Below are 15,227 nucleotides of genomic sequence, written 5' to 3' on the forward strand. Positions count from 1 at the left end.
AGAACGACCCACCCACTGAACATATTCTGGCGTGTCTGTCGTCCTCTCCCTCCAATGCAAAGATCGTGCGGACGGCAGCAACGATGGCAAAAGCGTTCGGCGGGACCTTTACAGCTCTGTATGTCCGGACTCCGGATTCGGATCAGATGGGAAAAGAAGACTGTCGGCGCTTGCAGCAGCACATTCGTATGGCAGAGCAGGCAGGTGCCGACATTTCTACGATCTACGGGGATGACATTCCACAGCAGATCGCAGAGTTTGCCCGCATCTCCGGCATTACAAAAATCGTGCTGGGGCGCTCCAGCGTACATCGCCGCCATTTCTGGAGTGGACCGTCACTGACTGAAAAATTGACGATGACTGCGCCTAATCTGGATATTTACATCATCCCGGATGCTTCTGCAGAGAACGGCTACGATTCAGGACGGAGGCTGTTCATCCGTCCGTTTCTGCCGTCTGTCCGTGATCTGCTGATCACCGCAGGCATTTTGAGCTGCATCACGCTCATCGGCTTTCTTTTTTTACAATTGGACTTTGCGCGCTATAACATTATTACGTTCTATATGCTGGGGGTGCTGTTCACCGCATTGTGTACCAGCGGTTACACCTGCGGTGTGCTGGGCTCTATTGCCAGTGTTGCGCTATACAATTTTTTCTTGACGGAACCGCGCCTGACATTCCATGCGTATGATCCCGGTTATCAGGTTACATTTGCCCTGATGCTGACCTCTGCAATCATTACCTGCACCCTGACAACGCGGCTGAAGGATCATGCAAAAATGTCTGCGCAGGCAGCGTTCCGTACAAAAATACTGTTTGATACAAATCAGCTTTTACAGAGAGCAAAAAGCGAGGAAGAAATCCTCTCTCAGACAGCGTCCCAGTTGATGAAGCTGCTGAACCGGAGTTTGATCGTTTACCCGGAACAAAACGGAGATCTTGGGTCAGAACAGGTTTTTGAGATTGATGGGGAAGTGCCGTGTAACATCTTTTCTGCACCGGAAGAACGGGATGCAGCAAACTGGACGTTTGCCAACAAAAAGCGTTCCGGCGCAGGCACGGATAGCTACCCGGATGCAAAGGGGCTTTATCTTGCGCTTCGGACCGGAGGCGGCGTGTTTGGGGTGATCGGGATCGATCTGTCCGAAAAACCGCTGGATGCCTTTGAAAACAGTGTGCTGCTTTCCATTCTGGGCGAAGGTGCGCTGGCCATCGAAAACCGCAGAAACGCGCTGGAAAAAGAGCAAGCTGCATTGCAGGCAAGGAATGAAGAGCTGCGGGCAAATCTGCTGCGCACGATCTCCCATGACCTGCGCACCCCGCTGACCTCCATTTCCGGCAATGCCAGCAATCTGCTTTCCAACGGAGAAACGCTGGATACAGAGACCCGGAACAAGATCTGCACCGATATTTTTGACGATGCGCAATGGCTGATCGGTCTGGTGGAAAATCTGCTTTCCATCACCCGCATTGAAGATGGGCGGATGAATCTGCAGATCTCGCCGCAGCTGATGGACGAAATGATCGAAGAAGCACTGCATCATGTCAACCGGAAAAGCTGCGAACACACCATCACAACACAGTATGGGGACGAGATCCTCTTGGTCAATGTGGATGCACGGCTGATCATGCAGGTCGTTGTCAATCTGGTGGATAATGCCATCAAATACACCCCCGTGGGCTCGGTCATTCAGATTTCGGCTTACCGGAAAGACCATCAGGTCGTAGTGGACGTTGCAGATAACGGTTCCGGCATTCCGGATCGCGCAAAAGCACAGGTGTTCGAGATGTTTTATACCGGGCAGAGCCGCATCGCAGACAGCCACCGCAGCCTTGGACTGGGCTTGCCCCTCTGCCGTGCGATCCTGACGGCTCACGGCGGAACATTGACCCTGCGTGACAACATTCCCAATGGCAGTGTCTTTTCCTTTGCACTGCCGCAAAGTGAGGTGAATATTCATGAATAAGCCGTCCATTCTGGTTGTAGAGGATGATGTTCCTGTACGGTGTCTGATCACAACGACCCTGAAAACCCACGGCTATAAATATCTGACTGCTTCCAATGGGGAAACGGCGATCATGATGACTACCAGCCACAATCCGGACATCATGCTGCTGGATCTTGGGCTGCCCGATATAGACGGCATCGAGGTCATCCGCAGCGTCCGCACATGGTCGAACCTGCCCATCATCGTCCTGAGTGCCCGGAGCGAAGATTCTGATAAGATCGAGGCACTGGACAACGGCGCAGACGATTATCTGACAAAGCCGTTTTCCGTGGATGAGCTGCTGGCAAGACTGCGTGTAACGCAGCGCCGATTGAATCTGCTGGCTTCTGACGGCATAAACAGTCCGGTTTTTGTCAATGGTCCTTTGAAGATTGACTTCTCGGCAGGCTGCGTCTGGCTGAGCGAGAATGAATTGCATTTGACCCCCATCGAGTACAAGCTGCTGTGTGTGCTGGCGCATAATGTGGGCAAAGTGCTGACGCATACCTCCCTCACGCAGAAAGTATGGGGCAGTACGCAGGAAAATGACATTGCCTCCTTGCGAGTTTACATGGCATCCCTGCGCAAAAAATTGGAACGATACCCGGATGCGCCGCATCTGATTCAGACCCATGTCGGTGTCGGATACCGGATGCTGCGCGCAGAAAATGATGAAGCATAGTAAAAAAACAGGGCGCGTCCACCCGGACGCACCCTGCCAAAAGCCACGGACGATAGCGATATGTACAACAGGGCGTTCCCCGTCGGGAACGCTCTGTTTCTCTTTGTTGGCGGTGTGATGAGTCCTGTTCCGCCTGCCATAGGCAAGCTCGCGTTTGCGCAGCGCAGCGCAGCAATGAAAGCCCCAGTGGGGCTTTTAAGCGGCAGCGCGGTCTGCGACAGCAGATGAAGGGGCGTTGCCCCGACAAGCTCGGTGGGATTTGCGATAGAGAGTATCATGGATTGCAGAGCACGTCAAGATGATTTTGCAAATTTTATTGCAGTAAAGCGGCGATAGTAGGACTTATATTTAACACGCGGCAAGAAACAATTTCCGTTTCGCACATTGTAATGTTCGCAGAAAAAACTTATAATGCTTTTGAACCTGTAGGATACACAAAACGCAGAAAAGAGAGGGAATCATGAGAAAACTGTTCCTTTTGGAAGATGATCTGAGCCTGATCAGTGGGCTGACCTTTGCATTCAAGAAACAGGGCTTTGCACTGGATACAGCCCGGACGCTGGCAGAAGCCGAGGTGCTGTGGTCGGACAGAAAATATGACCTGCTGGTGCTGGATGTTTCCCTGCCGGATGGCTCTGGCTTCGATTTCTGCCAGAAGGTGCGGCGCACATCCAACGTGCCGATTCTGTTCCTGACTGCTTCGGATGAGGAAATGAATATCATCATGGGACTGGAACTGGGCGGGGATGATTACCTGACCAAGCCGTTCAAGCTGGGTGTCCTGTTGTCGCGGGTCAATGCACTGCTTCGCCGTGCAAATGCGTCCAGCGCAGGAGAACCCGTACTGGAATCGGGCGGCATCACCGTCCGGCTGCTGCAGGGGCAGGCATACAAAAACGGAATCTTGCTGGAACTGACCGGCGCAGAGTACAAGCTGCTCTGCTTCTTTCTGCAGCATCCGAATGCCGTGCTATCCAAGGAACAAATTCTGGATGCACTGTGGGACTGCGATGGGGATTACATTGACAGCAGTGCCTTAACAGTGTACATCCGGCGGCTGCGGATGAAGATTGAGGACGACCCCGGAAAACCGCAGATGCTGCTGACTGTCCGCGGCATGGGCTATAAATGGAATGGGTAAAGGTGCCGTATGAAAGTATTCGCAAACCGGGAGATCCGAAATTTGTTCCGGACAGTGCTGGCGGTCTGGGCGGTGGCATTGGCTCTCACGCAGGGTATCGTATGGCATACGACGCATGTATTTTCTTTCGGGTTACTATTGGTTTTTCTGCTTCTGGGCGGCTGTCTCTGGGGCGTGCTTTTTCGCTATTTCCAAAGGCAGAGCGCGCTTCTGGAACAGGCAGTCCAGCAAATCCAAAGCTGTCTGGATGGCAACCCGGATGCACGACTGGACTGCGACCGGGAGGGAGAACTTTACCGTCTGTTTCACTCCGTTAATGCATTGGCAACAGTTCTGAGCGCACACGCAGACAACGAGCAGCGGGAGAAGCGTTTTTTGAAAAATACCATTGCAGATATTTCGCACCAGCTCAAAACACCGCTGGCGGCGTTGAATATCTACAACGGTCTGCTTCAGGACGAAGCTGTTTCGCCGTCGGAGGTCAAAGAGTTTGCAGACCTGTCCGAACAGGAGTTGGACCGCATCGAAACGCTGGTGCAGAATCTGCTCAAAATCACCCGGCTGGATGCCGGCTCGGTCATCTTGGAGAAGAAAAACGAAAATGTTGCTGAAATGGTGCAGGACATCGCGCGGCAGTATCACTATCGTGCAGAGCAGGAACAGAAAAAGCTTGTTCTGTCCGGCTCAGAGGCGGTTACACTTTGGTGCGACCGTGACTGGATGCAGGAAGCTGTGGACAATCTTGTAAAGAATGCCCTTGACCACACAAAGAGCGGAGATACGATTCAAGTAGAGTGGAATGCACTGCCGTCCATGGTTCAGATCAAAGTGCGCGACAACGGCAGCGGCATCCACCCGGAGGATCTATACCATATCTTCAAGCGGTTTTATCGCAGCCGCTTCTCACAGGATACACAGGGCATCGGGCTGGGTCTGCCGCTGGCAAAAGCCGTTGTGGAAGCCCATCACGGCACCATTGAAGTAGACAGCGAGCTGGGAAAGGGCACGACCTTTACTCTGAATTTTCCGATTCCTACAAAATTGTAGGCTGGGTGTAGGCTTGCAGTAAGGTTGACGCGTTATCCTTTTCTACACAGACAGAGATAATCCGTCTGAATCGAAGGAACCTGCAAAGTGAGGGATACACTATGGAACTATTAGAAGTCAACCACCTCTGTAAGACCTACGGCAGCGGAGAAACCGCTGTCCATGCGCTGAAAGATGTCAGCTTTTCCGTGCCGAAAGGCGAATATGTGGCGGTCGTTGGCGAATCCGGCTCCGGAAAAAGCACCCTGCTCAATCTGATCGGCGGACTGGATACGCCGACTTCCGGCAAGGTGCTGATTGATGGCAAGGATGTTTTTGCCATGAAAGACCGGGAGCTGACGGTTTTCCGCCGCCGCAATATCGGCTTTATCTTTCAGGCATTCAACCTCATCCCGGAGCTGACCGTGGAGCAGAACATCCTGTTCCCGGTGCTGCTGGACTACCAAAAGCCGGACAGGGCATATCTGGAAGAACTGCTGACCGTGCTGAATCTGAAAGACCGTCGGAAGCATCTGCCAAGTCAGCTTTCCGGTGGGCAGCAGCAACGGGTAGCCATTGGCCGCGCCCTGATGACCCGCCCTTCCCTGATTTTGGCGGATGAGCCGACCGGCAATCTGGACACCCAGAACACCAGCGAGGTCATTGCCCTGTTGAAAGAAACGTCCCGGAAATACGAGCAGACCATCCTGATGATCACCCACAACCGCAGCATTGCGCAGACGGCAGACCGGGTGTTGCAGGTATCGGACGGCTGCCTGACCGATTTTGGGAGGTGCCGGGAATGAGCAGCACAGAAATGAAAAGCTATCTGAGCCTGATCCCGATTTCTGCCAAGGTACGCAGACGGCAGAACCGCATGACGATTTTGTGCATCGTCCTTGCGGTGTTTCTGGTCACGGCGGTGTTCAGTATGGCAGATATGGCGATTCGGATGGAAACCTCAAACCAGCTGAACAAAAACGGAAACTGGCATATCATGGTAAAGGACATCTCCCCTGAAACAGCCGCAGAGCTTGCCACACAGGAGAATGTTGCTGCATTTTCGGCGTATAGCGACATCAACGCTTCCCTTACGGAAAACTACTTTGCCGGAGATAAACGTGCCGCACTGGTAGGAGCAGATGATGCGATCCTTCAAATCTTTCCGGGAATGCAGTGTAGCACTGCCCCGGCGGATGGCGAAGTGCTCGTGACAGCAAACATCCGGGATTGGCTGGATGTTACGGTCGGTACAGCGATTCCGCTGACGCTCCCGGATGGAAAGACCATTTCGCTTACTGTCGCAGGTTTCAATGAGGATACCTCCGATGCGAACCAGTATGATGCTGTTGTGCTGGTGATGAACCGCAGTACATTTTCTCAGATTGCCGCACAGGTAGAAGAATCCTTTGAAACACAGTATTACATCCAGTTCAAGCCACGCACCAATTTGCGGCAGTCCATTGAAAATGTCGAAAAAGAGTACGGCATTTCAGAAGAAAAAATCTCCGAAAATACTTACCTGATGGCGTTGAACGCAAGCAGCAACAACGATTATATTGTAGGCTTATATACGGTAGCGGCTGTGTTGGCTGGCATGGTCGTCCTTGCCGGAATTTTTATGATCACAGGCAGCATCAACAGCAATGTAGCTCAGCGTACCAGCTATTATGGAATGCTGCGTTGTCTTGGGGCGGGAAAAAATCAGGTTCGGATGCTTGTCCGGTTGGAAGCTCTTTTCTGGTGTAAAACTGCTATTCCAGCAGGGTGTGTGCTGGGAATCGTTTCCACATGGGGATTGTGTTCCTTTCTGCGTGGATTTGTCGGCGATGAGTTCAGCTCTTTGCCGGCGTTCGGAATAAGCCCGGTCGGCATTGTTTGCGGAATGGTATTGGGACTAGTCACGGTTTGGTTCGCGGCATCTTCTCCGGCACGGCGGGCGGCAAAAGCTTCTCCAATCACAGCAGCAACCGGGAATGCGGTGGAAAATGCAGCGGCTTCTCCGTGTCATGCTCGGTTGTTTGGAAGTTGTGCAGAGCTTTCTTTGGGCGTGAGCCATGCAACCTCGTCCAAAAAGAATCTGCTTTTGATGACAGGTTCCTTTGCGTTGAGCATTCTCCTGTTTTTGAGCTTTTCGGTTTTGCTTCGATGGGTTGGATTTGCGCTGAATCCGTTGCAGCCCTACGCACCGGACTTATCGGTGGCTGAAACATCCGGGCAAAATGTCCTTGACCCGGTGCTGGTGGAGCAGCTGGAAGCTCTGCCGGAAGTCAAACACGCATTCGGGCGGATGTATTGCCCGCTCCCGGCGGAATATCAGGGAAAACAGAGGGCCATCGACCTGATTTCATACGATACGATACAGTTTGGCTGGGCGAAAAAAGACCTGATTGGCGGAACCCTTCCGCAGGAGCCGGAGGATGGCACATACCCTGTGCTGACGGTATTCGACAAAAGCAACTCCCTGACCGTGGGTGATACCATTCAGCTGGAGGATGCAAAGCTCACAGTCGTGGGTGTATTGAACGACAGCCCGTTCAGTAGTACCGATTCCCCGATTGTTATCTGCACCGAAGAAACCTTCCATCAGCTGACCGGGCAAAACCGCTATGCGGTGATCGATATTCAACTAAAAGATACCACAGCAGACGCAGCCATTGCACAAATACACACCCTGCTGAGCGACACGTTAAACAAGCAGGTTGTTTTTTCCAACCGAATCGAAGGAAATCGGATGATACAAAGCACCTACTGGGCGTTCCATCTGGTGGTCTATGCGTTTCTCATCGTGATTGCAGGAATCACCATTCTGAACATCGTCAACAGCATTTCCATGAGCGTGTCGGCACGAATGAAGCAGTATGGCATCCTGCGTGCCATCGGGATGGATGATGCACAGCTGAAACGCATGATCTCTGCCGAAGCTGGCACCTATGCGGTGTCCGGTCTTGTGGTGGGCATTGCGCTGGGTCTTGTGCTGAATCGGAAGCTGTATATCCTGCTCATCACCCATTATTTCGGTGCAGCGTGGCAGGTGCCGTGGGGCTGTCTTGCCGTGATTGTCATAGTCGTGCTGGCGGCTGTGGTGCTGGCAGTATATAACCCGGTCAGGCGAATCCTCATGCAGCCCATTACTGCAACCATCAGTGAATTATAAGCCAGAACAACAGATGCCCACCAGCTTATGGCGAAAACCATAGGTCGGTGGGCATCATTCTGGAATCGGTGCTGGAAGGTTATGCTGAGTATTATTCCGCTGACCTTGCAGAAAAGGTCATTCGTGGCCTGACCGAAAACGCACGGAAGGGAAAGTTCACTGGCGGTGCCATTCCCTTTGGCTACATCATCAACGCAGACCACCGCGGTTCCTAGACCCATAGGAATGTCTACCGGGAGGACTGCCGTTAAAAAGCAAAAGACCAGAGTTGTAAAGCCTTTTGGCTGAATCACTCTGGTCTTTTTGTTGGGACTTGTGCAACAGCCCCTACATATCAGATGCCGGAAGCTCTTTTTTGTGTTCACATCTTGATTTTCTGCGCCGCTCTGGCGATCTCTGCCAGAAGGTCCACGAGGTGTTTCTCGTCCATCCGGCTGCTGTTGTTGGTAAAGGCATAGAAACAGCCCTGCACACAGAACGACAGCAGGATGCCGCGCTTGGGGTCGTTGGCGAAGGTGGGGTCCTGCGCGGTCAGGCTCTCCCGCAGGCCCTTTTCGATGCGGTTGGCAAAGATGCCCTGACGGGAATCGGCAAAGAGGATGTTCACCGCCGTTTTGTTCTGGACAAAGGCCCGGAACAGCTCACGGGTCAGCACCTCCGTCCGGACCGGGTGCAGCTCCACCGCCGAAACGCTGGCCAGAATGTCGGCAATGAGCTTGTCCTCCAATCGGCTGGACAGTGCATAGATATCCTCATAATGGGCATAGAACGTCGATTTGTTCACGCAGGCCAGTGCGCACAGGTCTTTGATCTTGATCTTTTCCAGCGGCATTTTGCTGCGCAGTTCCAGAAACGCTTTTTCGATGGCGCGGTCGGTCTTTTCGATGCGGATGTCCAAAAATAATCCACCTCTTTCGGTATTTTGTCGGATACCCAACCCTTTTCGGATTTTGTTGATAGACAGAATCTGCGGGTTTTGTTACTCTTTTTTATACAGGACACCCGCGTTTTCCAACGCTGCCTCAATGCGGTGGAACGTTTTCTCGTCCGGGCAGCAGAGGGTGTGCAGATGCACCCCGCCGGTCATCCGGCTGAGCAGGCATTCGGGGGTATCCGCCGCCTGCTGGATGAAGTTGTCCACGTCATACCGGCTGGACAGGTTCAGGTTGCCGCGCAGCTCGCCGTACAGCGGGTTCTCCACAGCCACGTCCACCACGGTGCCGCCCTGGTCCACCACCGCATACAGTTCGGTGCGCATCTCCTCCGCCGTGCGGTGGACGCAGGCCAGGATGCCGGTGTAGCCGCCGGGGGCCGGGTGGAACTGATATCCCCGCGGCGTGGCTTCGATGGCCGCACCGCCGGCCCGCAGCAGGGCTACATCGCCCACCACGATCTGGCGGGAGACGCCCAGCTCCGCCGCCATCACACTGGCACTGACCGGTGCGTCGGCGTTGCTCAGCCGCTCCAATATCACTTCTCTGCGCTGTACAGCATTCATCCGAATGCCCCCCTGTTTTCTGATTTTACCTTATAATAACAGACCCCGCAGGAATGTGCAAGTTTATTTCAGGCGGAGGAGCGTAGCGTAATTGGAAGGCAGCTGCACCTTCATCCGGCCCCACTCGATCTCCGTCAGGATCGGCTGGCTGCCCACGCAGTCGGCCAGCAGGTCTTCGGCACCGGTGGCCTCCACCGGCAGCTGGAACTCCAGCTGCGCGGGGCTGTCGCCGTTGTTGAAGACAGCCACGACGGCCTTGCCGTCCAGCACACGGGCAAACGCATAGCACTGGGTGGTCAGCTGCAACTCTTTCACCTCGCCCCAGGTCAGCTCCGGGCACGCGGCCTTCAGCCGGCCCAGCGCTGCGTATACGCTGGTGACCGGGTTGGTGGTCAGCGCATCCTGGAAGTCCTCCAATTCCAGGCAGGGGCGGAGCGGCCAGTCGCTCCCCCACTCTTTTTTGCCCTCAATTGCAAATTCCGAGCCATAATAGATGGACGGAATGCCCCAAAGCGTATATACTAGAAGAGCAATGTGGCGGATGTGGGCCCGGTTGCGCAGCTTGTTGGGCAGGCGCTCCACATCGTGGTTGTCCGAGAAGAGATAGAGCCGGGTGTCGTGGCACAGGCCCTGCAGACGGCGCATGGTGTGCGCGATCTCGAAATAATTGTGGTCGTTGTGGCCACTCCACAGGCCCTTGTGCAGCTCGTAGTTGGTCACCGAGTGGAGCATTTCGGGGTTGGCCCACCGGCTGTAATCGCCGTGGATGACCTCGCCCATCAGCCAGAACTCCGGCTTGACCTCGTTGGCCAGGCGGCGCAGGCCCTTCATGAACTCGAAGTCCAGCACGTCGGCTGCATCCAGACGGATGCCGTCGATGTCGAACTCACGGACCCAGAAGCGGATCGTATCGTAGTGGTAATTCTGGACCTCCGGGTTGCGCTGGTTCAGCTTGACCAGCAGGTTGAAGCCGCCCCAGTTGCCGTAGGAGAAGCCGTCGTTGTACTCGTTGTTGCCCCAGAAATTCACATCGCAGAACCAGTCCTTATACCGGGCGTTCTCGCGGTCCGTTTTCAGGTTCTGGAAGGCGAAGAAGTCGCGGCCCACATGGTTGAACACGCCGTCCACGATGACTTTCTGGCCGCGGGCGTGGCAGTTGGCCACAAACTCCCGGAACTCTTCATTCGTGCCCAGGCGGCGGTCCACCTGACGGTAGTCGATGGTATCGTAGCCGTGGGAGCCGCTCTCAAACAGCGGGCCGATATAAATGGCCGTGCAGCCAAGGTCCTCATAAGCGTGTTCGGCCCAGGCGTTCAGTTTTGCAAAGGCACCGGGTGTGGGCTGGCCGTCGTTCTCATGTGCGCAGCCGCACAGCCCCAGCGGATAGATGTGATAAAATACAGCGTTGTCATACCAAGCCATCGTTACAGTTTCTCCCATTCTAGCAGTTTTTCCTGCGCCCGCCGCATACGGGCGACAGAGATAGTATAGCATAGTTCCGGACCAAAGTGTGGAACTTTGCTAATTTTCATACAAAGTCTCCTGCAAAATCAGCAGGTTTGACGATTTCGATTTGGTTTTCTTAGTAACAATGACAAAAAGGAAAGGTGCCTCGCCCTCTCAGGCCGCTTCGCGTCTGCATAAACTGCCAAACCCTCCCACTTGGGGGAGGCGGCATTGCGAAGCAAGGGCGGAGAGGGCAGGGCTGTTAATAAAAAAGGAGTTTTTGGCATGGAATTTCCTTCGATCGATCGTTCGTTCTTTCTGGGTGACTGCTTTGACGCCTACCGCACGCTGGGTGCGCATCCCTTCCGGGACGGCTGGCGGTTCGCGGTGTGGACCCCCAGCGCCGTGGCCGTGGAGATCTGCGGCGGCTTTGACGGCTGGGGCCCCGGTGTGCCCATGCAGCGGGCCGAGACCGGCATCTGGAACGGCTTCGTCCCCGGTCTGCAGGAGGGCGAGATGTACAAGTTCCGCATCCACGGGCGGGACGGCAGCACCGTGATGCGGGCCGACCCCTACGCCTTTGCCACCGAGCTGCGCCCCGGCACGGCCAGCATCCTGACCAAGCTGGACTTTCCGTTCGACGACCACACCTGGATGGAGCGGCGGGACAAGTGCCGCAACCTGCCCCTGAACATCTACGAGCTCCACGCGGGCAGCTGGAAGCACAAGCCCAACGCCACCTGCGAGGACGGCTCGGACGGCTGGTACAACTACCGCGAGCTGGCGCGGGAGCTGATCCCCTGGCTGCTGGACCACCGCTTCACCCATGTGGAGCTGCTGCCTCTGGCCGAGCATCCTTTCGACGGCAGCTGGGGCTACCAGACCACCGGCTATTTCTCCGTGACCAGCCGCTACGGCTCCCCGGCCGATTTTGCAGCCTTCGTCAACGCCTGCCACCGGATGGGCATCGGCGTCATCATGGACTTTGTGCCGGTCCACTTTGCCGCCAACGGCGACGCGCTGGCCAACTTTGACGGCACCCATCTGTATGAGTACGACAGCGATGTGGGCCACAGCGAGTGGGGCACCTGCAACTTCAACTACTACCGCCGGGAGGTGTGCAGCTTCCTGAACAGCGCCGCCGCCCTGTGGATGGACGTCTACCACTGCGACGGCATCCGGATGGACGCCATCTCCCGTGCGCTCTATTGGCAGGGCGACCCCAACCGCGGCGTGAACGAGGGTGCGGTCACCTTCCTGCGGAATCTGAACCACGGCCTGAACACGCGGTTCCCCACCGGCATCTACACTGCCGAGGACTCCACCAACTTCCTCAAGGTCACGGCCCCCACCCGCTACGACGGCATCGGCTTCGACTACAAGTGGGACATGGGCTGGATGCACGACACGCTGGACTATTTCGCCACCCCCTTCGGTGAGCGCCCGGATGCCTACAACAAGCTCACCTTCAGTATGCAGTATTTCTACAATGAGCTGTATCTGCTGGCGCTGAGCCACGACGAGGTGGTCCACGGCAAAAAGACCATCATCGACAAACTCTGGGGCACCTACGAGGAAAAGTGTGCCCAGCTGCGCACCCTGTACTTTTACATGTACACCCACCCCGGCAAGAAGCTGAACTTCATGGGCAACGAGCTGGGGCATTTCCGCGAGTGGGACGAGAAGAAAGAGCTGGACTGGGGCTTGATGAAATACCCCTTCCACGACAGCTTCCAGAAATACTTCGCCGAACTCGGCCGCCTTTACGCCACCGAGCCCGCCCTCTACAACGGCGAATACAACCCCGGCTGTTTTGAGTGGGTGGCCAGCGAGAGCCGGGACGAGGGCGTGTACGCCTGGCTGCGCAAGGGCGCGGGCCAGACTCTGCTCTGTGTGATGAACACCCAGAACACCGCCCACAAAAAGTTCCCGCTCTACCTCAAGTTCCCCTGCGGGGCCGAAGAGCTGCTGAACAGCGAGGCCTCCCGCTGGAACGGTGCCGATAAGAGCCAGACCCGGAGCTTCCACACCACGGACGGCGGCGTCTATGGGCGGGACTACACCCTGACCCTCGACCTGCCCGCCATGGGCAGCCGACTGCTCCGTCTGACGCCGGAGGCTCCCCATGCCGAGGCCGCACAGGCTTCGGCCCGGAAGGCTGCTGCTGCCCGGCGCAAGGCCGCTGCAAAGCCCACTATCAATTCCAAAAAGTAAATTTTCATTCAAAATATCCCGTCTGCTGAAAATGCAGCGGGATATTTTCCGTTTTGCCGCCGCTGCGGCCTTGCCAGCGCCGGGCAGAACCGTTATACTGTAACATGAACTATCAGGTTTTGTGAGAGGTTTTGTGTTATGGAACAAACACGTTCGGCCCTGCTGAAACGCGGCCTCACCCCCTGGGGCAAAGCGGGGGCCGCGCTCGGCATCGGGGTACTGGTCCTGGCAGCCATCGGGCTGCTCTTCCCCACCGGGGCGGCATTCTTCCCGCTGGTGAGCCTGTGGTGCAGCTGTGCGCTGTTCTACGGGGCGCTGTGGGTGCTGCGGGTGTCCGGCGTTACGCTGGACTTCTTCCACCGGGCCGTCCTTGTGGGCTGCTGGGCGGCGGCGGTGCTCTATTTCTACTGGGCGCTGGGGCGGCGCGATTTCGTCTACGCCTGGGACTACGCCAACTACCTCGTCAAGCAATACAGCGCCGAGGCGGCCTTTGCTGCAGGCCCGGCGGCGGGCTTCGCGTACATCTTCGGCTCCTTCGCAGAGGACTACACCAATTTCATCACCCTGTTCACCGAGTTCCCCTTCTGCCTGACGGCCCGCACCGGCGACAGCTATGCGTTCAGTCAGGTGTTCTGCGTCCTGCCCAGCCTGATGGTGCTGCTGGCGGGCGTGGTCATCAAGGTGGGGCAGATGCTCCGGGTGAAGAACCGGTTCTATTACTTCCTCATCGGCTTTTCGTGGCTGCTCACCTTCCCGTTTCTGCGGATGAGCGCGATGCTGGCCCAGCCGGACTGGTTCGGCCTCATCTTCGCCTTCGCCATTCTGGTGCTGACGCTGGACTACCGCTTTGAACAGCTGGAGCCGGGCCGGTTCGCCCTCCTCTTTCTGGCCACAGCAGCGGTCATTCTGACCCGCCGGTGGTATCTCTACTTCGTGGTCGGCTACTACTTTTCCTACGCACTGCTGCTTCTGGTCAGCAGCGCAAAGCTCGCCAGGACCGACAAGGCGCTGGCCGTCCGCCGGGTGCGCAACCTCATCGCCTTCGGCCTTTGCGCCATGATTGCAATGGTCGCCCTGCTCTGGCCCATGGTCCGCAAGATCCTGGCCTTTGACTACTCCGACCGCTATTCTTACTACAACGTCGGCGGCATGGCCACCGAGCTTTATTACCACGCCCTCCGCATCGGCCTGCTGAACTTCATCCTCATCGGGCTGGGCGTCGCAGATGCCTTCCGCCGCAGGCGGTTCGCCCTGCCCGCGCTGGGTGCCTGTGAGCTGGCGGTCAGCCTCGTGCTCTTCACGCGGGTGCAGAACACCGGCTCCCACCAGATGCTCCTCTTCCTCCCCGCCTACTTCCTGCTCTTTCTGGCAGGCGCTGCGGCGCTGGCGGAGGGCATCGAGCACCGCAAGGCCCTCAAGCTGGGCTACTGGGCGTTCACGCTGGTGTTTGCCGTATCGGTGCGCTGCTCGCCGCTGACGGTGGTGGCCCTGCCCGATCTTCTCATCGACCACTTCCCGCTCAAGAGCACCGCTGAATTTGTCCGGCTCGACGGCCTGACCTGCGACCGCAGGGACCTGAGCCAGCTGCAGGCTGTGACCGAATGGCTCAGCGTCCACCTCGGCGACGGCGAGACCGCGTACATGATCACCGACGACATGCTCTACAACCCCGGCCATCTGCGCAACTGCCTGCTGCCGGAGCAGCCGCTGGACGGCAAGCTGCCGGACAGCTTCTCGGTGCCGGGCACCCACAACTTCCCCATGAGCTTCTTTGAGGCAAAGTATGTCGTCACCGTTGACCCCTACCCCCTCTCCTACGCATCGGACACGGAGCTGGGCCACAAGCTGAACGCCAAATTCGCCGAGCTGCGGGACGGCACCCACACCCTTGCCGCCACATTCGATATGGGCAACGGCTACACCTTCACCATCTGGGAGCGGGTCGCCGCCCCCACCCGTGCGGAAGTGGAGACCTACCTCCACGTCTTCGACGCCGAAAATGCCCAATACCCCGAAATGTTCTCGCAGGTCGCCGAGAGCTGGCTTGCCGCCCACGGGTTATAACACCGCACCCT

11 protein-coding genes and 1 pseudogene are annotated in these 15,227 nt (G+C 56.5%); 9 read left to right on the forward strand and 3 right to left on the reverse strand.

Annotated elements, in window-relative coordinates; all coding sequences use genetic code 11:
* Window positions 1–83: 83 nt before the first annotated feature.
* The 7 genes and pseudogenes from I5P96_RS10690 to I5P96_RS10720 form a co-directional block, all read left to right on the forward strand.
* A complete protein-coding gene (locus tag I5P96_RS10690; RefSeq protein WP_411703519.1) occupies window positions 84–1,967 on the forward strand; it encodes a DUF4118 domain-containing protein in 1,884 nt (627 codons plus the stop codon).
* Complete coding sequence (locus I5P96_RS10695) at window positions 1,960–2,670, forward strand: response regulator (protein WP_005926942.1); 711 nt, start codon at window positions 1,960–1,962, stop codon at window positions 2,668–2,670. The genes I5P96_RS10690 and I5P96_RS10695 overlap by 8 nt, the downstream gene beginning before the upstream one ends.
* 460 nt (window positions 2,671–3,130) lie before the next feature.
* Complete coding sequence (locus tag I5P96_RS10700; protein ID WP_223382030.1) at window positions 3,131–3,811, forward strand: response regulator transcription factor; 681 nt, start codon at window positions 3,131–3,133, stop codon at window positions 3,809–3,811.
* Window positions 3,812–3,820: 9 nt separating this feature from the next.
* On the forward strand, window positions 3,821–4,858 hold the full coding sequence (locus I5P96_RS10705; protein ID WP_223382032.1) for a sensor histidine kinase: 1,038 nt from the start codon (window positions 3,821–3,823) through the stop codon (window positions 4,856–4,858).
* Between the two features lie 101 nt (window positions 4,859–4,959).
* Window positions 4,960–5,643 carry an ABC transporter ATP-binding protein gene (locus tag I5P96_RS10710; RefSeq protein WP_223382034.1) on the forward strand — a complete coding sequence of 228 codons (684 nt, stop codon included), beginning with the start codon at window positions 4,960–4,962 and terminating at the stop codon, window positions 5,641–5,643.
* The gene (locus I5P96_RS10715; protein ID WP_223382036.1) at window positions 5,640–7,994 is read left to right on the forward strand and encodes an ABC transporter permease; all 2,355 of its coding nucleotides are present in this window, start codon (window positions 5,640–5,642) and stop codon (window positions 7,992–7,994) included. The genes I5P96_RS10710 and I5P96_RS10715 overlap by 4 nt, the downstream gene beginning before the upstream one ends.
* A 50-nt stretch (window positions 7,995–8,044) precedes the next feature.
* Window positions 8,045–8,194, forward strand: a pseudogene (locus tag I5P96_RS10720) (recombinase family protein); the annotation flags it as partial.
* A 161-nt stretch (window positions 8,195–8,355) separates the two neighbouring features.
* Here I5P96_RS10720 and I5P96_RS10725 read toward each other — a convergent pair.
* The 3 genes from I5P96_RS10725 to I5P96_RS10735 form a co-directional block, all read right to left on the reverse strand.
* Window positions 8,356–8,892 carry a TetR/AcrR family transcriptional regulator gene (locus tag I5P96_RS10725; protein ID WP_223382039.1) on the reverse strand — a complete coding sequence of 179 codons (537 nt, stop codon included), beginning with the start codon at window positions 8,890–8,892 and terminating at the stop codon, window positions 8,356–8,358.
* A gap of 81 nt (window positions 8,893–8,973) precedes the next feature.
* Window positions 8,974–9,492, reverse strand: a complete 519-nt coding sequence (locus I5P96_RS10730; protein ID WP_118551543.1) for a transcription repressor NadR — start codon at window positions 9,490–9,492, stop codon at window positions 8,974–8,976.
* A gap of 63 nt (window positions 9,493–9,555) precedes the next feature.
* Window positions 9,556–10,914, reverse strand: coding sequence for an alpha-amylase family glycosyl hydrolase (locus I5P96_RS10735; protein WP_317850508.1), 1,359 nt, complete (start codon window positions 10,912–10,914; stop codon window positions 9,556–9,558).
* A 309-nt stretch (window positions 10,915–11,223) separates the two neighbouring features.
* On the opposite strand from I5P96_RS10735, the gene glgB reads away from it, so the two are divergent.
* Both glgB and I5P96_RS10745 read left to right on the forward strand, forming a co-directional pair.
* Window positions 11,224–13,152 carry a 1,4-alpha-glucan branching protein GlgB gene (gene glgB, locus I5P96_RS10740; protein WP_223382041.1) on the forward strand — a complete coding sequence of 643 codons (1,929 nt, stop codon included), beginning with the start codon at window positions 11,224–11,226 and terminating at the stop codon, window positions 13,150–13,152.
* Window positions 13,153–13,290: 138 nt separating this feature from the next.
* Entirely contained in the window at window positions 13,291–15,216 is a 1,926-nt protein-coding gene (locus I5P96_RS10745) for a hypothetical protein (RefSeq protein ID WP_223382043.1), read from the forward strand.
* Window positions 15,217–15,227 lie beyond the last annotated feature (11 nt).

The sequence above is a fragment of the Faecalibacterium prausnitzii genome (assembly GCF_019967995.1).
GTDB classification, from domain to species: Bacteria; Bacillota; Clostridia; order Oscillospirales; family Ruminococcaceae; genus Faecalibacterium; species Faecalibacterium prausnitzii_E.